Source organism: Thalassobacillus sp. B23F22_16, from assembly GCF_043496955.1.
Classification (GTDB): domain Bacteria; phylum Bacillota; class Bacilli; order Bacillales; family Halobacillaceae; genus Thalassobacillus; species Thalassobacillus devorans_A.
Genome location: NZ_JBIEKD010000011.1, coordinates 44,686 through 64,492, shown reverse-complemented (window position 1 = coordinate 64,492; position 19,807 = coordinate 44,686). Strand labels below are relative to the sequence as shown.

18 protein-coding genes are annotated in these 19,807 nt (G+C 43.3%); 4 read left to right on the top strand and 14 right to left on the bottom strand.

The window, feature by feature from the left end; all coding sequences use genetic code 11:
* Window positions 1-12 precede the first annotated feature (12 nt).
* The gene (locus ACGTNI_RS10455) at window positions 13-645 is read left to right on the top strand and encodes a YpmS family protein (protein WP_394462171.1); all 633 of its coding nucleotides are present in this window, start codon (window positions 13-15) and stop codon (window positions 643-645) included.
* A gap of 42 nt (window positions 646-687) precedes the next feature.
* On the opposite strand, the gene helD is transcribed toward ACGTNI_RS10455, so the two are convergent.
* Window positions 688-2,994: an RNA polymerase recycling motor HelD gene (gene helD, locus ACGTNI_RS10450; protein WP_394462169.1), complete on the bottom strand. Its 2,307-nt coding sequence runs from the start codon at window positions 2,992-2,994 to the stop codon at window positions 688-690.
* Between the two features lie 266 nt (window positions 2,995-3,260).
* On the opposite strand from helD, the gene cysK reads away from it, so the two are divergent.
* Entirely contained in the window at window positions 3,261-4,190 is a 930-nt protein-coding gene (gene cysK / locus ACGTNI_RS10445) for a cysteine synthase A (RefSeq protein ID WP_085506400.1), read from the top strand.
* Window positions 4,191-4,304: 114 nt separating this feature from the next.
* Here the strand turns inward: cysK and ACGTNI_RS10440 are convergent, their stop codons facing one another.
* Window positions 4,305-4,916: a trimeric intracellular cation channel family protein gene (locus ACGTNI_RS10440; protein WP_062442836.1), complete on the bottom strand. Its 612-nt coding sequence runs from the start codon at window positions 4,914-4,916 to the stop codon at window positions 4,305-4,307.
* Between the two features lie 265 nt (window positions 4,917-5,181).
* Between ACGTNI_RS10440 and ACGTNI_RS10435 the strand changes: the two genes are divergently transcribed.
* Window positions 5,182-5,706 (top strand): helix-turn-helix transcriptional regulator, encoded by a 525-nt coding sequence (locus ACGTNI_RS10435; protein WP_085506401.1) that lies wholly within the window; start codon window positions 5,182-5,184, stop codon window positions 5,704-5,706.
* A 22-nt stretch (window positions 5,707-5,728) separates the two neighbouring features.
* Entirely contained in the window at window positions 5,729-5,884 is a 156-nt protein-coding gene (locus ACGTNI_RS10430) for a sporulation histidine kinase inhibitor Sda (protein ID WP_139823763.1), read from the top strand.
* Between the two features lie 168 nt (window positions 5,885-6,052).
* On the opposite strand, the gene ACGTNI_RS10425 is transcribed toward ACGTNI_RS10430, so the two are convergent.
* The 12 genes from ACGTNI_RS10425 to pxpB all read right to left on the bottom strand — a co-directional run bounded on the left by ACGTNI_RS10425 (window position 6,053) and on the right by pxpB (window position 19,799).
* Window positions 6,053-8,002 (bottom strand): aconitate hydratase, encoded by a 1,950-nt coding sequence (locus tag ACGTNI_RS10425; protein WP_394462166.1) that lies wholly within the window; start codon window positions 8,000-8,002, stop codon window positions 6,053-6,055.
* Between the two features lie 221 nt (window positions 8,003-8,223).
* The gene (locus tag ACGTNI_RS10420) at window positions 8,224-9,636 is read right to left on the bottom strand and encodes an MBL fold metallo-hydrolase (RefSeq protein ID WP_394462164.1); all 1,413 of its coding nucleotides are present in this window, start codon (window positions 9,634-9,636) and stop codon (window positions 8,224-8,226) included.
* A gap of 392 nt (window positions 9,637-10,028) precedes the next feature.
* Window positions 10,029-10,532 (bottom strand): DUF6933 domain-containing protein, encoded by a 504-nt coding sequence (locus ACGTNI_RS10415; protein WP_394462162.1) that lies wholly within the window; start codon window positions 10,530-10,532, stop codon window positions 10,029-10,031.
* A 150-nt stretch (window positions 10,533-10,682) separates the two neighbouring features.
* The gene (gene treR, locus ACGTNI_RS10410) at window positions 10,683-11,396 is read right to left on the bottom strand and encodes a trehalose operon repressor (protein WP_394462160.1); all 714 of its coding nucleotides are present in this window, start codon (window positions 11,394-11,396) and stop codon (window positions 10,683-10,685) included.
* 24 nt (window positions 11,397-11,420) lie between these two features.
* Window positions 11,421-13,103, bottom strand: a complete 1,683-nt coding sequence (gene treC / locus ACGTNI_RS10405) for an alpha,alpha-phosphotrehalase (protein WP_394462158.1) — start codon at window positions 13,101-13,103, stop codon at window positions 11,421-11,423.
* A 72-nt stretch (window positions 13,104-13,175) separates the two neighbouring features.
* Window positions 13,176-14,585 (bottom strand): PTS system trehalose-specific EIIBC component, encoded by a 1,410-nt coding sequence (gene treP, locus ACGTNI_RS10400; protein ID WP_394462156.1) that lies wholly within the window; start codon window positions 14,583-14,585, stop codon window positions 13,176-13,178.
* Window positions 14,586-14,606: 21 nt separating this feature from the next.
* A complete protein-coding gene (locus ACGTNI_RS10395) occupies window positions 14,607-15,101 on the bottom strand; it encodes a PTS sugar transporter subunit IIA (RefSeq protein WP_394462154.1) in 495 nt (164 codons plus the stop codon).
* Window positions 15,102-15,285: 184 nt separating this feature from the next.
* Window positions 15,286-16,074 (bottom strand): putative hydro-lyase, encoded by a 789-nt coding sequence (locus tag ACGTNI_RS10390; RefSeq protein ID WP_394462152.1) that lies wholly within the window; start codon window positions 16,072-16,074, stop codon window positions 15,286-15,288.
* Window positions 16,075-16,093: 19 nt separating this feature from the next.
* Entirely contained in the window at window positions 16,094-17,284 is a 1,191-nt protein-coding gene (locus tag ACGTNI_RS10385) for an NRAMP family divalent metal transporter (RefSeq protein WP_394462150.1), read from the bottom strand.
* Between the two features lie 18 nt (window positions 17,285-17,302).
* Window positions 17,303-18,073, bottom strand: coding sequence for a LamB/YcsF family protein (locus ACGTNI_RS10380; RefSeq protein ID WP_394462148.1), 771 nt, complete (start codon window positions 18,071-18,073; stop codon window positions 17,303-17,305).
* Window positions 18,073-19,086: a 5-oxoprolinase subunit C family protein gene (locus tag ACGTNI_RS10375; protein ID WP_394462147.1), complete on the bottom strand. Its 1,014-nt coding sequence runs from the start codon at window positions 19,084-19,086 to the stop codon at window positions 18,073-18,075. The genes ACGTNI_RS10380 and ACGTNI_RS10375 overlap by 1 nt, the downstream gene beginning before the upstream one ends.
* Window positions 19,083-19,799, bottom strand: a complete 717-nt coding sequence (gene pxpB, locus ACGTNI_RS10370; protein WP_394462145.1) for a 5-oxoprolinase subunit PxpB — start codon at window positions 19,797-19,799, stop codon at window positions 19,083-19,085. The genes ACGTNI_RS10375 and pxpB overlap by 4 nt, the downstream gene beginning before the upstream one ends.
* Window positions 19,800-19,807: the final 8 nt, after the last annotated feature.

Here is a 19,807-nt window from a genome sequence, read left to right as displayed (position 1 = left end):
AGGTGGAATGCTATGAAAGCCTTAGACTTTAAAAATAAATGGAAAGTATTATTTTTGGCCTTGGCCGCATTGAATATCGGTATTGTTCTATGGATTCTGGCTATGATTTTTTTACCGACTTCCTACACCCTCGTCAATGTAGACAACCAGGAGCAGAGCGATGAAGCGGAATTTACGATTGTTTCGACAAAGGAAAATATGGAGCAGCTTGTCAATGAATTTTTAAATGAACTCCCGAGTGACGAAGATATGAATTTTTCCGTTTCACTGGAACGCAATGTTGAATTGAAAGGCAACATTAAAGCCTTCGATCAGAAGATACCTTTGACCGTCAGCTTTGAACCGATCGTTCAGGAAAATGGCGATGTCATTCTCCAGCAGGAAGGCATATCGCTTGGAAAGCTTCCTTTGCCTAATAAAAAAGTATTAGAGTATGTCGATAAGAGTTTTGACCTGCCGGAATGGGTCATCGTCAACCCAAATGAAGAAAATATCTACGTAGCGGTCACCGATATGAAGCCAGCAAGTAACTTCGATCTTAGAGTAGATCGCTTCAACCTTAAAACGAACCAATTGGCTTTTAAAATTCGTGTGCCGAACCATAGTTTCCGGTTTGCTCACGACTTCGCCCAGGAAAACTTTTAACATGAAACCACCCGCCAGCTTTTCTGACGGGTGGTTTCATATTTACTCATATAGTTCTGATGGGATTTGTTTTAAAAACGGACTCATTTCACCGCGATAACAAATGTCCAATTCATGCATCGCTCTTGTACAAGCGGTATAAAACAGCTTTCGTTCATTTTCACGATAGTAGGTGGCTGCCGATGCATCCGGAATAATGACAGAATCAAATTCTATCCCTTTCGCTAAATAAACCGGAAGGACCATCAGCCCCTTCTCAAAAGTCTGTGACTCTTTATAAATAAAACGAGGAGAAAATTCATCTTGCAGGCTTGACGCAATGTGCTTACATTCCTCTTTGGTGCGACCAAGAATTGCAATCGTCTCCTGCCCTTCTTGCTGCCTCTCACGGATAGTTGCTTTTATTTGGTCCAACTGACTGGACTCACTAACAGCTAAGTGAATGCGCGGCAGCCTGCCGTCACGATTGAATGCCTGGATTTCATGCCAACCCGGCACAATCTTACTTGTAAATTCTACGATTGGCTTGGTGGAACGATAGCTGCGCATCAATTTCATTCGTTCTACATGCTCATAACCACCTGCAGCTTCTAATATGGTCGGTGATTCTCCTACATTAGCCAATATCGCCTGATTGTAATCGCCTAATAATGTAAAATGTGCATTTGGGAACAATTGTCTGATGAACTCAAACTGAAAAGGAGTATAATCCTGCGCTTCGTCAATGAACACATATTGGATAACCGGATTAATCTTCCTGCCCTCGATTTGATCCTGCAAGTATAAATAAGGAGTGACCTCTTCCGCATGGAGTATGTTAGATTGTAAAGCAGCGATAGACTTCTCGCCTATCCGTTTCCAATTATCCGGATAGGAAACAGGCAAATCGTGCTCATATAGCCCTTGGTAAATTTTCCGTAAATGAATGAATTTCAGCTTTTTTATTTTCTTTCTTAACGGTCGCAGGCTTCGCTCTACTACTACCCTCGTCAGGAGCTCCTCTTCTCTTTGATAGTCATCAAATGTCTCTTCGTTGAATTGCTGATTCTTTTGCAATGACTTGTAGGCATCCAGATAATCTTTTTTGTCCATGAAAGCAGCTTCTTCTACCGGCCAATCTTTCTCAATCTCCCGCTTCTCCAGTTTCTTAACTTTTTCCAGCAGCCACTCCATAACCTGTTCTATTTTGTTCGGAATAGACATAGCAGCATCCAGCTGATAAAAATAGTTAGAAATTTCATTAGCCGTGACTATCCGCTCCCCGCGGAACTTTATATTGCGAAAATGCATTCCTTTTTTAGCAAGATCTTTAACATATTCATCAATCAAGTGCTTGAATTCCAACCCAGCCTTGAAATGAATGCCATCGATTCGGGCGTCAGCGCCATCATCTTGAGAAGTTAACAGATATTCTAACTGTTCAAACGGCGTTTCTAATTTATATTCATCATCCAGGCGCTGTGCTGCATATTCCTGAAATGTATTCTGTCTCATGTTCTCTTCTCCCAATTCAGGAAGAACGGATGAAACATAGCTGATGAACATTTGATTGGGAGAAAATAATAACACTTGATCGGCACGAATTGTTTTCCGGTAGCGGTAGAGCAAATAAGCAATCCGCTGCATCGCAGCAGAAGTTTTTCCACTTCCCGCAACACCTTGCACGACAAGCATTTTATTCTTCTCATAACGTATGATCCGATTCTGTTCTCTCTGGATGGTGGCAACAATACTTTTCATCTGTGATGATGCATTTCCGCCAAGTACCTGCTGGAGCAATGCATCTCCAATAGTGATGCCGGTGTCAAATAGTCCGGTTATCTTACCCTTCCGAATCAGGAATTGGCGCTTTAAGTCCATTTCACCTTCTATCTTGCCTTCTGGTGTTTCATATTCAGCCGCTCCTGGGGAATAGTCGTAATACATGCTTGATATAGGGGCTCGCCAGTCATAGATAAGGAAATCATCTTCTTTTTTATCCACCAAGGAACCAATTCCTATATATACCGTTTCTTTTTCGCCTCCATCTTCTGTAAAATCAATTCGGGCAAAATAAGGGGAATCTTCCAGGCGATTATATAGTTTGATTGACTTATAAAATTGACCGTGGCTTCTTTCACGCTCAGACAATAGTTCTGCCTGCTGCTTTATACTGGCATACGTTTCAATCACTTCGTCCGGTTCATCGATATTGACGGTAACATCGTCCCAGAAGTTTTTACGTAGATCAATTATATTTTCTTTCAGTTGTCCCGTGTTCTGTTCAAGAGCCGTCCTTTTTGTACGGATTAGCTCAATAATATTATCGACACGTGATTGTTCAAGCTCCCATATACTTTTCTTCTCCATCGGCCTCACTCCCCAACTTTTTATCTGTTCCACTTGACAAGAGATTTTCAATGCTGTAAAATTATAATTGGATATTTATAATTAAATCGTCATAAAATGGATAGACGTTTCTTATTTTACTATACGTTGAAAACAGATACAATATGTAAAGGGCACTTTTGTGTCCTTTTTTGTTTGCGCAGGCTAATCCCTATCACATTCGTAGGTATTAGACGTTATGATATGTTAAAATCAATGATATATACAGACCTAAAGGATGTGACGACATGAAAGTAGTAAATAACATGGCTGAACTAATCGGAGATACACCCTTAGTCAAATTGAATCGGCTGTCACCGGAAAACGGAGCGGATATCTACTTGAAACTGGAAATGTTCAATCCAAGTGGAAGTGTCAAAGACCGGGCAGCTTATAATATGATTGTAGAGGCTGAAAAAGCCGGGCATTTAAAGGAAGGATCGGTTATCATCGAACCGACCAGCGGCAATACCGGTATAGGTCTGGCTATGAATGCTGCCGCAAAAGGCTATCGCGCTATTTTGGTCATGCCTGATACCATGACCCAGGAGCGGATCAATTTATTAAAAGCCTACGGTGCTGAAATTGTTTTGACACCAGGAGCAGATAAAATGCCAGGAGCGATTGAAAAGGCAAAAGAGTTAGTCGCAGAAACACCGGGTGGTTTTATGCCAATGCAATTTGAAAACGAAGCAAACCCGGACGCCCATCGTCATACAACAGCTACAGAAATTATCAAGGCTATGGAAAAGCTCGGTAAACCGTTATCCGCCTTTGTTTCAACCGCTGGAACAGGAGGTACGATCACAGGTACCGGTGAAGAGCTTAAAAAACATTTCAAAGATATGACGATTCATGTAGCAGAACCAGCTGGCTCCCCTGTTTTATCAGGAGGTAAACCTGGAAAGCATAAACTAGTGGGCACAAGTCCAGGGTTTATTCCGAGTATCCTCAACCAGGATGTTTATGATGAAATCTTTAAGATAGAAGATGATGATGCCTATGACATCACCCGACGTCTGGCACGTGAAGAAGGTATTTTAGTAGGAACTTCTGCAGGAGCTGCATGCTATGCAGCTATCCAGACAGCAAAACAGAAAGAGCCCGGTGATATTGTCGTTGCTATCGCCCCGGATACAGGCGAACGCTATCTCTCCGGTGACCTCTTCCGTATATAAACATCTTTTGACAGATAATCGAGTATGAAATCGGATAGATTTTATACTCGATTTTTTGTGATGCTTATGGAAAGCTAAAGTTATTTTTTTCTTTTTTTGTTAGAATAATAAGCTTTACATTCGGTAAAGGTCTCGGAAACGCAGGTGCCAGCCGAGATGGTAGGAAAGCACACGTAACAAAATAATTACAAAAAACAGGAGGTACATTTCAAAGGTATGATTGATATCCACCCATCCTAAGCCGATGGCTAACCCGGCAAACATTGCCCATACCGCATAAATCTCCTGGTGCAGCACCATCGGCTTCCGCTGCGCCAATACATCTCTGGTCATTCCTCCGCCAACCCCCGTCAAAATGGCAGCAAAAATGACGCCCCCTAACGGAAATCCAGCGGCCACCGCAAAAGCGCCACCCTGAAGAGCAAAAGCTGATAGTCCAATAGCATCAAGGTAAATATTCCAGCGATCCCAGAATAGCACCCAGCTTTTCGGAAAAAAATAGACGATGGCTATGGTTGCTACAGCTATGTAGAAAAGATATCCCTGTTCCCATACGTGAACGACAGGTACATCCAGCGCAATATTCCTTATTATTCCCCCAGCGAAAGGCGTGGCAATCCCCAGCATAAATGTCCCGAATATATCGTAACGCTCACTTAAAGCAACAATCGCTCCACTAAAAGCGAAAGCTGCTACGGCGACAATATTAAGTATTTCCCAAGTCATGAATAACGCTACCCTTCAACAATCTTTTAAACTTTATATTATCAGGATTAACCCAGGAGCACCACCGATTCTTACTTATTTGACTTCTGATAGTCTAAAATAAAGGTTCTAAACATGGTTGTGACACTAAACATGTAGCTAAATTACCTAAGACCTATATTTTTTCATACTTTTCTATTATTGTTGCAATTTGCCACAAGGAAATCTTATGATAATGCCGAATTAAGTTTGTATAGAAGTATGGCTACAGTGAGGAAGCGGTTAAATGAGAACATGGCTGATCAAGCTTAGAAAAGAAAAAAGGTATACCCAGCAGGAAGTAGCATCCAAGGTTCATATCGATCGAGCCTATTATGCACAAATCGAAAACGGAACAAGAAATCCTAGTATTTTTGTCGCCAAACAAATCGCTGATTTTTTTCATATTCATCCTTCGGTATTTTTCACGGAGCATATCAGCGACCCGTTTCAAACGGCATTACTGCATTCCCCGATAGTTCTCGCCCATTGCGGAAGAGATTTGCGCTATACTTGGGTTTTTAATGCTCCCCCTCCCCACGGTGAAGAAATTCTCCTCGGGAAAAGGGATGATGAATTGGATGAAAACGAAGGAACATTAGAATTGATGAAAATGAAACAAGATGTAATCCATAACGGAAAGCCCCTCAGAAAACAGATAAGCTTTCCCCTTCACGAAGAGCTTGTCACCTATGATATTTACGCACAGCCAATTTACGATCCACCAGGTACTATCATTGGGGCAGCTACATGTTCAACCAGGCTTTCCTGACGGGGTGAAAGGAGTCGAACGCATGGAAAACCTATCTTATGAAATGCTGGTACAAGCCTATCGCGCTGCCCTCCAGTTAAATGTAGACGAGGATTTTATAAAGCTATTGAAAAATGAACTGAGACGCAGGGAAGACAAAAGAGGAAAAACATCCCCAAGTTTCCCCTCTACCCGATAACCTCTTTATGACCTCCTTCATATATTCCATTAGAAAAACTTGGCTTATCGCCAAGTACTTATGGCGAAAGCCTTAGATTTTCTTATACTTTAATCCTTTAACAAAGTTAAACATTCTTAAAGTATAAAAAAGGACGCAGTTTCCTGCGCCCTTTAACAAACTCTCCTATCACCTGTTCAATCGTTCTTTCACCCAATTGATCAAGCCGCCCATCAAGATGAATTCTAACTGTCTTGGTGATAAAGCGTGCTCTACTTTAATTGTTTTGTCTTTCCCTTTCACCTTCACTTCCAATTGATTACTTTCCTGAATTTTATCCCGCAGCTGATTGAATTGCAGAATATCCCCTTGTTCAAGAACATTCCAATCTTCTTCATTGACAAAAGTAACGGGTAATATACCGAAGTTGGCCAGGTTCTGCCAGTGAATTCTGGCAAAGTCTTTCACAATAGCTACTTTCAACCCTAAATACCGGGGAGCTAAGGCAGCATGCTCACGACTGGATCCTTGCCCATAGTTTTGACCTCCAACGATAGCATGACCACCCTGGTCGCGAATTTTCATTGCCCGATCATAATAAGTCTCATCTACAATTTCAAAACAAAACTTACTGATTTCCGGAAGGTTGCTTCGGTATGGCAAGACCCTTGCTCCTCCTGCCAAAATTTCATCTGTGGAGATGTCATCGCCCATTTTTAGAAGAATAGGAACTTCCAAATCTTCAGGAAGTGCGTCCATTTTAGGTATCGTAGCAATATTAGGCCCTTTCACCAGTTCTACCTGCTTCGCTTCTTCTTCCGGGAGTGGCTCCTGGAGTAAATCGACGTCAACTGTCGGATTTTTCGGTTCATCCACTTTTGGATATTTCATATCAAGTGTTCTTGGATCCGTAATCACCCCAGTAAGCGCAGAAGCAGCAGCGGTTTCGGGACTGACTAGAAATACGCGGTCTTCTTTTGTACCTGACCTTCCCGGGAAGTTACGCGGGGTCGTCCGCAAACTATTCCTGCCTGTAGCCGGTGCCTGCCCCATTCCAATACAACCGTTACAGCCAGCCTGGTGCAATCGTCCGCCTGCCTGGATAAAGTTCGCAATGTGCCCCTCCTTCGAAAGGTCAAGCAACATTTGGCGGGATGTAGGGTTTAAATCAAACGAAACATTTTCAGCAACTTTGCGACCTTCCACTATTTTTGAAGCGATAGCAAAATCGCGATAACCAGGATTTGCTGAAGACCCGATATAGGACTGATAAATTGGTTCGCCCGCTACTTCACGGACAGGCACTACATTTCCTGGACTTGTGGGCTTGGCAATCATCGGCTCCAACTCGGACAGGTTGATTTCTTCTTCTAAATCATAAGTAGCACCTTCATCTGCAACAAGTTCGATCCACTCATCTTCCCTTTGCTCCTGCTTCATGAATCTTCTTGTTTCTTCATCAGATGGAAAAACTGTGCCGGTAGCTCCAAGTTCTGCTCCCATGTTGGCGATAACATGGCGATCCATAGCAGAAAGGTTCTTAACTCCAGGACCATAATATTCAAATACATGGTTAGCTGCTGCTTTGACTCCATGCCTTCGGAGCATTTCCAAAATGACGTCTTTAGCACTTACCCACTCAGGCAGCTCCCCCGTCACTTTTACGCCCCATACTTTCGGCATTTTAACATAAAATGGCTCTCCAGCTATTGCCATGGCCACATCGATACCTCCAGCTCCGATTGCCAGCATTCCCATACAACCATTCGCGCATGTATGACTGTCTGAACCCAATAAAGTTTTTCCGGGTCTTGCTAAGCGCTGCATATGAACAGGGTGGCTGACTCCGTTCCCGGGTTTGCTATAATAAAGGCCGAATCGTTTTGCAGCACTTTGCAGAAACAAATGGTCATCCGGGTTTTTACTATCCTCTTGAATCAAATTGTGGTCGACATACTGGGCAGATGCTTCCGTTTTCGCCCGATCGACCCCCATCGCTTCTAACTCTAACATGACCATTGTCCCTGTAGCATCCTGGGTCAATGTCTGGTCAATTTTCAAACCAATTTCTGCGCCCGGGGTCATTTCACCCGAGACCAGATGGTCCTTAATCAATTTTTGCGCTACATTCAACCCCATCTTATTCCTCCTTTTCATGAATAACTAGTAAGTATTTACATTTGACACAGTATTATCCTGTATATGTCTTTACCCGTGCCCGACTAATAGTATTCGCTATATTTTATTAGAAATACTTTTCACTCCATTAAGTTCCGGTTGAGGAATATACAAACTGACGACTAAACATCATTAATCATAAAAAAATGCACCCGCATTAGCTGCGAGTGCATATCATATCATTATTTTTCTTCTACTACTGGCATATCTTCTTTTACCCAGGCGTCAAAGCCGCCTTCAAGGTTTTTGACATCTTTATAGCCGTTTTTCTGCAAGACACTTGTCGCAATAGCAGAGCGTGCACCAGATAAGCAATGAACAATTGGTGTTTTTCCTTCAGGGATTTCATCCAATCGATCTGGAAGTGTACCGATAAAGATGTGCTTGGCATCTTCCAGGTGTCCATCATTCCACTCAGACTCTTCACGGACGTCAATGGTAACATAGTCATCATCATTACTATATTGTTCATGCAGTTCTTTTGGTGAAATGTTTTCATACGTTTCCAGGTTGGACTGTTTGGATACCTCTTCTGCTTTTACATAAGCGACAGCTCGATCGAGGCCGATGGATTGCAAAATGAGGTTGATATCATACGTGTCTTCCTCGTTAGCAATCAATATAATATCTTTATCATAATCCATCATCCAGCCTGCCCAGTTGGCAAAAGATTTATTGAATGGAATATTGATTGTTTCTTCCAAGTGACCCTTGGCAAATTCCTGCTTTGGACGCGTATCCAGAATGATAGCATCCTCTTTCTTATAGTCTTCTAATTTATCAATAGAAATTTGCTCTAAATCTTTGTCCTCCAGGAAGTCTGGTCCCTCTTTGTTGATTTTCTTCATCATTGCAAAGTATTTTGGCGGTTCAGGCTGACCATCAAGAAGGTTTTTCACAAAATCATCTTTATTTTCCTCTTTGACCGCCCAGTTATTGATTTTTTCATAACCTACGGTTGAAGTTGGCACAGCACCAAGAGACTTACCACAGGCACTGCCGGCACCATGTCCTGGCCATAGCTGTACATAGTCAGGAAGCTCTTTGAACTTTTTCAAGGATTCGAACATTTGGTGAGCACCTTTTTCAGAGGTACCTTCTTCTCCGGCCGCTTTTTCAAGCAAGTCAGGACGTCCTACATCACCGACAAATACGAAGTCACCGGTAAAGATACCCATTGGCACTTCGGAACCACCGCCTTCATCTGTTAACAAGAAGGATATACTTTCTGGTGTATGACCCGGTGTATGCATGACATCCAAGCGTACTTTACCGATATAAAACTTATCGCCATCGTTTAGCAGCTCATGATCGACATCATTCAGATACTGATACTTCCAGTCTCCTCCGCCTTCATTGGATAGATAAAGTTTAGCGTTGGTACGTTTGGATAATTCACGGGCTCCCGAGACGAAGTCAGCGTGAATATGCGTTTCTGTTGTAGCTGTGATGTTAAATCCTTCTGCTTCTGCTGTTTCCAGATAAGGCGTAATATCGCGGGCAGGATCGACAACCAGTGCTTCTCCAGTTGCCTGGCAACCTACCATATAGGACATTTGTGCAAGATTTTCATCGAAAAAATATTTGAAATACATGAAATACCTCCGTTTCTTGTGTTTTCATTTTACATTCATTATATACCCTTACAGGTATATAGTAAACACATATGCTTATCAATAATTTTGGTTATATTATACCCATAGCCGTTTGTGAAATATTTAAACCCAACGATTTTTTTCGTTAGGCTCTGTTAAACGCAAGGAGGTCCGGGAAATTGCGAGACTCCTCAAAAATGATACGCATTTCCTTCGTACGGTGTCTATTCAAGAAGCTTATTAAAGTCCAGTGGGATGAACACTGAGTCTTCAAGTAAAGGGAGCTTTACTGTAATATCAACAACGAATTTTAACAGAAAAAAACCACCATATGAACTTCACCAGATTGTCTATGATATAAGACAAAGGTGTATGTTCATTGGTGGCATTCATTATTTTTCATGAAAGTAGTCATTTAGCGTATCCAGCGGGACCATTTTTTTCAATGGGGATAAAATGATCTGATTATTCTCTTCATTAACCTTTATTGCATCAATTTCATCATACGATTGATCTCTTATCCCATGCTCCATATAAGACTTCACTTCATTCATCATACCAAGCACTCGGCGGTCATGTGTCTTTGTATAAACAATTTCCTGGCCAGCTTCCAGAAAATCATCAATAATCGTCTGGTCGACCTTTAACAGCCTCAATAGTTCTCTTAACGAGCCCATCAGAACCTGGTCGATATTTTTGAATTGTTCCTGTTTCAATCCGAATAACGTAAGGTTCAATCCTGTCTGGTCATTCATCAAAAGTACACATTTTCTTCTCTGGATGGTAAAAAAATTCATGTGCCATTGATAGATTTTTGGTACCTCCACGGAGTCAGCCGACTGGATCTCCCGCTTCAATTCTTTAGCCATTTTAGCTGTAGCTCCTATTTGCATCATTGCTGCTCACCCATTTCTAAAGGTCATTCATAGTCTATCCTTCATCATAAAGGAAAATGTATGTTTATCCAAGCGTAATAATTCCCATGAATAAAAATACCTCCAGCAAGAAATTGCACGAAGCAGTTACTCACTAGAGGCTTATTATAATTATTTACTACGACGGGCGAAGTCTACGAACCTGAACTTATCCGGTCGATGCCTGGATTCTGTGAATTGAAATAACGTGGTATCTTCAAGGAATACAAAGCTCCGGATAACGACCATCTGATCATGCTCCTCGACGTCAAGCAATTCACGATCTTCTTGTGTGACAGTTTCTACCACTATTTCTTTTTTAGCATAGCCGATGACAAGTTCTAATTTATTTTCGATATATTCGTATAACGAATTTTCACAAACTTCCTTTGTCAGCCCAGGCACAATATCTTCCCGGATATAGTCTTTATCCAAGATAACTTTTTCACCGTCTATTTCTCTGGAACGAACGAGGCGCCAGATCGGTGCATTGTTCGTATTATCTAACAGTTCTGCAATCTTCCCGTCAGATTCCAATTGGTATAACTCATGTACCTTTGTTCGGATCGTCTGGCCGGAGTGATGGGTCAATTCTTTAAAACTGGTCAAACCGGAGACAGGGAATTCATATTTGCCTAAATCCAGAACAATGGATCCCTTTCCCCTCACTTTTTGTATATAACCATTTTGCGCCAATAAATGAAGGGCTTTCCGGATGGTTTCGCGGGAGGTGTCATAACGGCTGCCAAGTTCGTGTTCCGAGGGCAGCCTTTCTCCCGCTTTAAAATTCCCTTCCCTTATTTCCATCACAAGCTCATGATAGATATCTAAATATTTCTTTTTCATAGTATCACCGCTATCATTCTAACATCAGTGGATGTGATAGACGACAGACTCATACGGCCTCAACCCTATTCCATCAAAGATCCTCTTGCTTGTATCTTCATAATTGCTGATCAGAATATCCACTTGTTTCCCATGGGCATTAAACTTCTCAGGCAATTGGAATCGGGTGGCCAGTCCATAGAAATTGTTGACGACAAGCAGAGTTTCGTCCTTCCACTTACGTACATAAGCGAAGATCTGTTCGTCATCCTGAAGAATCCATTCGTAATCCCCGTAAGTGATAATGTCATATTCTTTTCGCAGTTGAATCAACTGTTGGTAATGATAGAATATAGAATCTTTCTGTTCCATCGCCTTTTCAGCATTGACCTTCTCATAGTTGTCAGCTACTTCGATCCAAGGTTCAGCTTCAGAAAAACCGGCATTTTTGCTGTCATCCCATTGGACTGGGGTCCGGGAGTTATCCCGGGATTTCTGTTTCAAAATCTCAATGATTTCCTCTTCCGTAACCCCTTCTTCTTTCAAAATTTGATACATATTCAATGATTCTACATCCCGGTAATGGTCAATGGTATCAAAGTAAGGGTTGGTCATACCGAATTCTTCCCCCTGGTAGACATAAGGGGTTCCCTGCATCATGTGAATGGTTGTCGCCAGCATTTTTCCTGACTCTACTGGGTAATTGATGTCATCACCAAATCGGGACAGTACGCGAGGCTGGTCATGGTTGCACCAGAATAAAGCGTTCCAGCCTTTTCCGACATTCATTTCTTTCTGCCATGTAGACAGGATTTTCTTTAGCTCATAAAAATCAAAATCAGCTACGGTCCATTTTTCACCGTTCGGGTAATCGACCTTCAAATGGTGGAAATTGAAGGTCATGCTCAGTTCTTTACGTTCCGGACGTGTATAAAGAATACAATGATCAATGGTTGTTGAAGACATTTCTCCTACGGTGAGCAGGTCGTATTTTGCGAATACCTCGCGGTTCATCTCCTGCATGTATTCGTGGACACGGGGGCCATCTGTATAATACTTACGCCCGTCTCCAGGTGCAACACTGCCATCATCATCCGGAAATGCCTGATTTTTGGAGATCAAGTTGATCACATCCAAACGGAAGCCATCCACGCCTTTTTCCGCCCAAAAGCTCATCATTTCGTAAATGCTTTTTCTGACCTGTTCGTTTTCCCAATTCAAATCAGCCTGGGTGACATCAAACAGGTGCAAGTAATACTGGTCTGTCTGTTCATCATATTGCCAGGCGGAACCGCCGAATTTTGATTTCCAGTTGTTCGGGGGACCGCCATCTTTGCCATCTCTCCAAATATAGTAATCACGATACGGATTGTCCTTCGATTGCTTCGACTGTTGGAACCAGTCGTGGTCAGTTGATGTATGGTTGACGACGATATCCATAATCAGCTTCATACCCCGCTCGTGTACACCGGCAATCAATTCATCAAAGTCTTTCATCGTTCCGTATTCCGGATGGATATCATAATAATCACTGATATCATATCCGTTATCCCGCTGCGGAGATTTATAAGGAGGGGTCAGCCAAAGGACGTCGACCCCTAATTCGTTCAAATAATCCAGTTTTTCCACGATGCCTTGCAGATCACCGACACCATTCCCTGTCGTATCGTTAAAGCTTTTCGGGTAAATCTGATAGACTACTGCTTTCTTCCACCATGCTTGATTCATAAAAACACCACCAACATATAGTAATACTTAGCTAATCATATAAAAATCAGTCGTTTGTTACATAGGTAACAATCAGCAATCGCCTCTACGCTTCGCCCACAGATAAGTGATTACCATTGGCAGGATGATGACGATCGCCATTCCTACGAAGAAAGGTCCCCATTTTCCGGCGCTGATCGACAAGAAACCAGGGATGCCGCCGACGCCAATAGAAGTAGCAGTTACCCGAGCAACTGTAATATACATACCTGCAATACCAGAAGATATCAGCGCTATTACAAATGGATATTTAAAACGCAGGTTGACACCGAATAAAGCCGGTTCCGTGATACCAAGGTACGCTGAAATCCCTGAAGTAGAAGCCAGACCTTTCAACTTTTCATCCTTGGTTGCAAGAAACATAGCAAATGCTGCAGAACCTTGCGCGATATTGGACAATGCAAGCATCGGCCATAGGAAAGTTGTACCTGTACTGCCCACCAGCTGTATATCAACAGCAAGGAACGTATGATGCATACCAGTGACAACTAACAGTCCGTATAAACCACCATAGATCAAACCACCTAATGCAGCAAATTGGTCAAAAATTGATACCAATCCATCGGTCAGCAAGTTTCCGACAAAGAACATCGCTGGTCCGATGAATAAGAAAGTCAAGAACCCTGTCACTAATAAGGTTGTCGGAGCAACAATCAGTAATTGTAAGGAATCCGGTATACGTTTACGCAGCCAAACTTCAGATTTAGCCAACACCCAGGAAGCTAACAAGACTGGCAGCACCTGCCCCTGGTAACCTATTTTTTCAATTTCCATTCCGAACAAGTTCCAGGTCGGGATATTGCCTTCTTTTAAAGCATTACCATAATCCCAGGCATTCATCAGGTCGGGATGAACTAAAATAAGACCAAGAACAATACCGAACAATGGACTGCCGCCGAACTTTTTCACGGCCGACCAGCCAATCAGACCTGGCAGGAATACGAAAGCCGTATTCGCAATCAGATTGATCATTTCTGCAATACCGGACCATTGAGGATAGACATCAATCAAAGATTGCTCCTCATAAAAAATACCAGGACCAGCAAGGATGTTGTTAAGACCCATCAATAGACCAGCGGTAACAATCGCCGGAAGAATCGGTATAAAGATGTCCGCCAGTACTTTTATCGCCTTTTGAAGCGGATTCATTTTTTCTGAAGATGCTGCTTTGACATCTTCTTTTGTCTGTTCACCGATACCCGTGAGAGAAATCAATTCCTGGTACACTTTATCGACTGTACCTTGTCCAATTACAATTTGGAACTGGCCGTTAGTTGAGAAAGAACCTTTTACTGCCTCTATGTTATTAAGCTTTTCCTGATCGACTTTACTTTCATCATTCAAAGCCAGCCGCAAGCGTGTGACACAATGGGTAGCGGCATTGATATTTTCCTTGCCGCCAATGGCTTCTAAAATCTGTTTTGCCTGATTATTCAAATCCATTATGGTTTCCTCCCGTAAAAGTTAGTTGGCCTTTGGCTTGATTTCCATAATTTCCGTGGACCCTGCTTGTACATCTCCCTGATTATAAAACTCCAAGGTAAATTCATTACTATTCGTAATAATGACAGGAGTCACAGTGCTTGAAGCTTGTTCCTCGATTTTTGAAAGATCGAAAGTGACTAATGTCTGGCCTGTTTTCACTTTATCTCCTTGTTTCACAACAGCTTCGAACCCTTCTCCATTCATTCCTACGGTTTCGAGGCCGATATGCACTAACACTTCAACACCGGCTTTATTTTTTAAGCCGATTGCATGCTTGGTAGGGAATAATTGCACGACTTCGCCGTCAAACGGGGCCACTGCCTTCCCTTCCGATGGTTCGATTGCAAGACCTTCTCCCATCATTTTCTGGGAAAATGTCGGATCCGGAACCTCCGTTAAATCTACCACTTTCCCCGTCACAGGTGCAGTCAGAATTGTCTCTTTATCATTTTTGCCAAAAAGTTTTTTAAACATTGGTGTGCTACCTCCTCACAAGTTTCTCAGTCGTCATTACATGTATATACAAGTTATGCTCCAAGTATAATTTGTATATACAAGTTTTGCAAGCGTTAACACTAAAAAATTTTAGTAAAGATACCCATAAAAAAAGCTGCTCTTGAAAGGGATTAACAATCAAGAGCAGCAGTTAGGTTGCTTATCAAATACTATATTCTTCATTTTTCTTATCGGTAATAAACATGTGCCCTGGTGCATGGGTGATCATGATTTCCGGCTTCATATGCATGGCGACTGCCTGAGGAGTAACTCCGCAGGCCCAGAATACCGGAATTTCTCCGGCTTTGATCGTGACCGGATCGCCAAAGTCCGGATGGGAAAGGTCAGTAATACCAATCGCTTCCGGCTCACCTACATGGACTGGTGCTCCATGAACCGAAGGAAACCTGCTGGTAACCTGGACGGCTTTAGGAATATCGGCTGCTTTCACGGGCCGCATACTCACAACCATCGGTCCCGAAAAACGGCCGGCAGGCACACATGGAATATTGGTTTTGTACATCGAAACATTTTTGTTTTCTTCTATATGACGAAGTGGTATTCCATAATCTATCAGTGCCTGCTCAAAGGTAAAGCTGCATCCAAGGAGGAAGCCCACCATTTTTTCGTCCCAGTTCTCTGTTATGTCCCCCAGCTCTTCTGTGAGTTGTCCATTGCGATAAACACGGTAACCGGGAAGATCTTTACGAAGATCTGAATCTGGAGCAACGAGACGAGGAACGGGAGAACCTGGCTCTGTTACATCCAAAACGGGACAAGGCTTTGGGTTGCGTTGACAAAACAATAAAAACTCAAAGGCCATTTCTTCTGGCAGGACGACCAGGTTTCCCTGGATATATCCCGGAGTCAAACCTGATGTCGGGCCTGTCCAGTATTGCGTTCGAATTTTTTCCCGTGCTATTTCTGGAGTCCACTTTTCCGGTAGTTCCATAAGTGTCTCTCCTTTCCTTTTATTCAAATAATTGCGGGATACCTTCGAGCAGCGTGACGAAGCCCATATAAGACATGACAATAACTATTAATGCCCCGAAAATAGTCATCCACAGCGGATGCTTATAATCCCCGACGATTGATTTTTTATGGGCAGCGATAATCATAACTCCAAGGGCCAGTGGCAAAATCAAACCATTCAGGGAACCGACCAGAATTAATATACTGACAGGACGCCCGACGGACACAAATACCAAAGTAGATATAGCTATGAATCCAACGATGAACCATTTATGGTTCTTTTCAATGGTGTTACTGAACGAACGGATAAAGGAAACAGATGTATAAGCTGCTCCTACGACAGATGTAACAGCAGCTGCCCAAATGACAACCCCGAAGATCTTATACCCGACATTTCCAGCCGCTGATTGGAAGACAGTGGCCGCCGGGTTGCCTGGATCTAATTGAATGCCCTGGGCAACTACTCCGAGGGCGGCCAAAAATAAAAAGACACGCATGATGGAAGCGAAACCGATGGCTGATACCGCGCTGCGATTGACATACCCCAGGGATTCCTTCCCCTTGACTCCCGCTTCTAGTAAGCGGTGCCCGCCGGCAAAGGTAATATAGCCGCCGACAGTCCCGCCGACGAGTGTTACAATCGCAAGAAAATCGATGGTATCAGGGGCAATCGTCTTCACAGCTGCCTCTCCAAGGGGAGGGGTAGCTGTGAACATGACATAAACCGTCAAACCGATCATTAAAAAGCCAAGCATTTGGGCGAAGCGGTCCATCACCTTACCAGCTTCCCGAACGAGGAAGACTCCAATAGCAACGAGACCACTGAAGAGCGCCCCCATTTCTGGTGAAATTCCGAACAGTACGTTAGTACCAAGACCTGCACCAGCTATATTACCAATATTAAAAGCCAATCCGCCTGCCACAATTAAGGCAGACAAAACAAAGCCAAGGCCAGGAAGAAGCTTGTTGGCAATGTCCTGGGCCGGTTTTTCTGAGATAGCGATAATCCTCCAAATGTTCAACTGAGCTCCAATATCAATGATGATAGATACTAGAATAACAAAGCCAAAGCTAGCCGCTAATTGTTCCGTAAAATGTGTCGTTTGTGTCAGGAATCCAGGCCCTATGGCTGAAGTCGCCATCAAAAACGCTGCCCCCAGCAGCAGCCTCATCCGTGATTTTTTGTCCATCTGTTTCACTCCTCGCTGTTATTTCAATACATCCTTGACCTTTACTGTTTCAATGCCAGATTCCTTTAGTGCCCGATTGATATATTTTGCGAAATCCAAAGCGTTTTCGCCATCCCCGTGGATACAAATCGTATCCGCCTGCACATCAATATCCTTTCCTTGGATAGTGTGTACTTTTTTTTCTTTGACCATCCGGATCACCTGGGAAACTGCCTCCTCATAATCAGTCAGCAGGGCATTCTGTTCTTTCCTCGAGGTCAATGTTCCATCCTCCTGATACGTCCGGTCGGAGAAAACTTCACTGGCAGTACGGAGGCCGGCCTGTTTGCCTGCTTTCACTAATTCACTTCCTGCCAGCCCGAATAAAACGAGCTCCGGATCCACCTTGTAAACCGCTTCTGCTATCGCTTCAGACAAGTCCTGACGTTTGGCGGCCATATTATAAAGAGCACCATGCGGCTTCACATGCTGAAGGCTTCCTCCTTCTGCTTTTACAAACCCATTCAACGCTCCAATCTGATAGACTACCAGTTCATAAGCCTCTTGAGGGCTGATATCTATATTTCGACGACCAAAGCCCATCAGGTCCGGCAATCCCGGGTGTGCACCGATGCCTACTCCTTTTTCCATTGCCATTTCTGTTGTCTTTCGCATCGTCGTAAAATCACCGGCATGAAAGCCGCATGCTACGTTGGCCGATGTAATATGTTCGAGGATCTCCTCATCCCGACCTTTTTGATAGGTGCCAAAGCTTTCTCCCATATCACAATTCAAATCTATGATTGCCATTATCGTACCTCCTCTTTTAATTTCAGACGTATACCCTGGGCAAGCTGCTGGATGCTTTTTTCTCTTTCTAAATAAAGCTGTTGGGCTTTTTCAAGTGAAATTTCCTGAAAACGGGCTTTCTCACCAGGTTTTAATTGCGCTACGACTGGTATGTCGACGGAGGCAACCTGTCCGATTTTCGGGTACCCTCCTGTCGTCTGCCTATCAGCAAGAAGGATGATCGGCTGGCCATTGGAAGGTACCTGGATGGTGCCAAACCCTACCGCTTCAGAAATCATCTCCTGTTCCTTATCCAGCTGCAGCTTTGGCCCTTCGAGACGGTAACCCATCCTGTCTGATTTGCTTCCGATTTGATATGGCTCAAAGAAGAACGCTTCCTGACTCTCTTTTTTGAATAACTCGTATTGCCTTCCTTTTATAACCCGTACCGGCTGTTCTTCTTTGAATACAGGAATAAATTCAGATGCTACGTGCCAATCCATACTAATAAACGATTCTCCACCAGCTTGCTTCTGCAAGAAACTTTGAATCTTTGCAGCTGCTTCCGATAATTCCTGCGCTGCAAGTTCGTCTCCTTCTTTTAAGGCTCGTCCATGAAAACCACCCAGGCCGGCGCGAAGATAGGTAGACTTGCTCTCCATTACTTCCGGCACATGAAAGCCGCCAGCAACCGCTAAATAAACCCGGCAGCCTTCTTTTGCCTGACCAAAACGAAGTTCACTTCCCTTTTTCACATAAACCGGACGCCATGGTTTAACCTGCTTACCTCCGATTGTTGCGGAAAGGTCACCTCCACACAAGGAAATCAGTGCATCCTCCTGAAATTCCAATACCGGCCCGCTCAGTGTTATTTCCAGCGTAGCTGCACCCTCCCTATTTCCTACAAGTAAGTTAGCGATACGGTGGGCTGCCGGATCCATTACACCACTGGCAATGACCCCATATGTTTGATAGCCTGTTCTACCAAGATCCTGCACACTGGTAAGCAATCCCGGCTTCAAAACTTTTATCATGATTGCTCCTCCTTATAAGTGTCGAATTCGCTACGGGTGATTGCCTTGAATACAACTTTATCTCCAGCATGGAGCAAGGAAGGAGGCTCCTGATCCGGCTTAAAAAGACGTACAGGCGTTTGACCAATCAACTGCCAGCCTCCAGGGGTTTCTATCGGATATACGCCTGTTTGGCTCCCCGCGATTCCGACCGACCCAGCTGGTATGCTCAGACGCGGTTCTTCCTTTCTTGGCGTGGCAATTTCTTCTTTCATTCCCCCAATATAAGGGAATCCAGGGGCAAACCCAATCATATAAACCAAATAGTCGCCGGCAGTATGAATCTCAATGACTTCCTCTTCAGTTAAATCATTATGTCTGGCCACTTGAGTTAAATCCGGGCCTAAATCCCCGCCATAGCAAACAGGAATTTCTACAACCCGGCCTTGTTTTTTTTCTCCCACTCCCAATTTAGGGAGCTCTTTCTCAATCGTTGCTCTGACAATTTCATAAGGCAATGCAAAAGATTTATCTTTTTGTTCCATTACTTTGACAGGGTCGTAGAATAACGCCACGGTGGTAAACGCAGGAATATACTCTATTAGCCAATCAAATGGTTTATCATTCAGAAATGCCGTTACTTGTTTGACTCGTTCATGAGACTCTTCATCAATCGTTTTACCAAGATCGATAATTGCTCCATGATCGCCTAACGGGGATATGTTAAATTCCAAACAGCAAC

Excerpts from the sequence above, each read along its gene's own strand:
- ACGTNI_RS10455 (WP_394462171.1), top strand. The coding sequence starts at position 13 with ATGAAAGCCTTAGACTTTAAAAATAAATGGAAAGTATTATTTTTGGCC.
- helD (WP_394462169.1), bottom strand. The coding sequence starts at position 2,994 with ATGGAGAAGAAAAGTATATGGGAGCTTGAACAATCACGTGTCGATAAT.
- cysK (WP_085506400.1), top strand. The coding sequence starts at position 3,261 with ATGAAAGTAGTAAATAACATGGCTGAACTAATCGGAGATACACCCTTA.
- ACGTNI_RS10440 (WP_062442836.1), bottom strand. The coding sequence starts at position 4,916 with ATGACTTGGGAAATACTTAATATTGTCGCCGTAGCAGCTTTCGCTTTT.
- ACGTNI_RS10435 (WP_085506401.1), top strand. The coding sequence starts at position 5,182 with ATGAGAACATGGCTGATCAAGCTTAGAAAAGAAAAAAGGTATACCCAG.
- ACGTNI_RS10430 (WP_139823763.1), top strand. The coding sequence starts at position 5,729 with ATGGAAAACCTATCTTATGAAATGCTGGTACAAGCCTATCGCGCTGCC.
- ACGTNI_RS10425 (WP_394462166.1), bottom strand. The coding sequence starts at position 8,002 with ATGGGGTTGAATGTAGCGCAAAAATTGATTAAGGACCATCTGGTCTCG.
- ACGTNI_RS10420 (WP_394462164.1), bottom strand. The coding sequence starts at position 9,636 with ATGTATTTCAAATATTTTTTCGATGAAAATCTTGCACAAATGTCCTAT.
- ACGTNI_RS10415 (WP_394462162.1), bottom strand. The coding sequence starts at position 10,532 with ATGATGCAAATAGGAGCTACAGCTAAAATGGCTAAAGAATTGAAGCGG.
- treR (WP_394462160.1), bottom strand. The coding sequence starts at position 11,396 with ATGAAAAAGAAATATTTAGATATCTATCATGAGCTTGTGATGGAAATA.
- treC (WP_394462158.1), bottom strand. The coding sequence starts at position 13,103 with ATGAATCAAGCATGGTGGAAGAAAGCAGTAGTCTATCAGATTTACCCG.
- treP (WP_394462156.1), bottom strand. The coding sequence starts at position 14,585 with ATGGATTTGAATAATCAGGCAAAACAGATTTTAGAAGCCATTGGCGGC.
- ACGTNI_RS10395 (WP_394462154.1), bottom strand. The coding sequence starts at position 15,101 with ATGTTTAAAAAACTTTTTGGCAAAAATGATAAAGAGACAATTCTGACT.
- ACGTNI_RS10390 (WP_394462152.1), bottom strand. The coding sequence starts at position 16,074 with ATGGAACTACCGGAAAAGTGGACTCCAGAAATAGCACGGGAAAAAATT.
- ACGTNI_RS10385 (WP_394462150.1), bottom strand. The coding sequence starts at position 17,284 with ATGGACAAAAAATCACGGATGAGGCTGCTGCTGGGGGCAGCGTTTTTG.
- ACGTNI_RS10380 (WP_394462148.1), bottom strand. The coding sequence starts at position 18,073 with ATGGCAATCATAGATTTGAATTGTGATATGGGAGAAAGCTTTGGCACC.
- ACGTNI_RS10375 (WP_394462147.1), bottom strand. The coding sequence starts at position 19,086 with ATGATAAAAGTTTTGAAGCCGGGATTGCTTACCAGTGTGCAGGATCTT.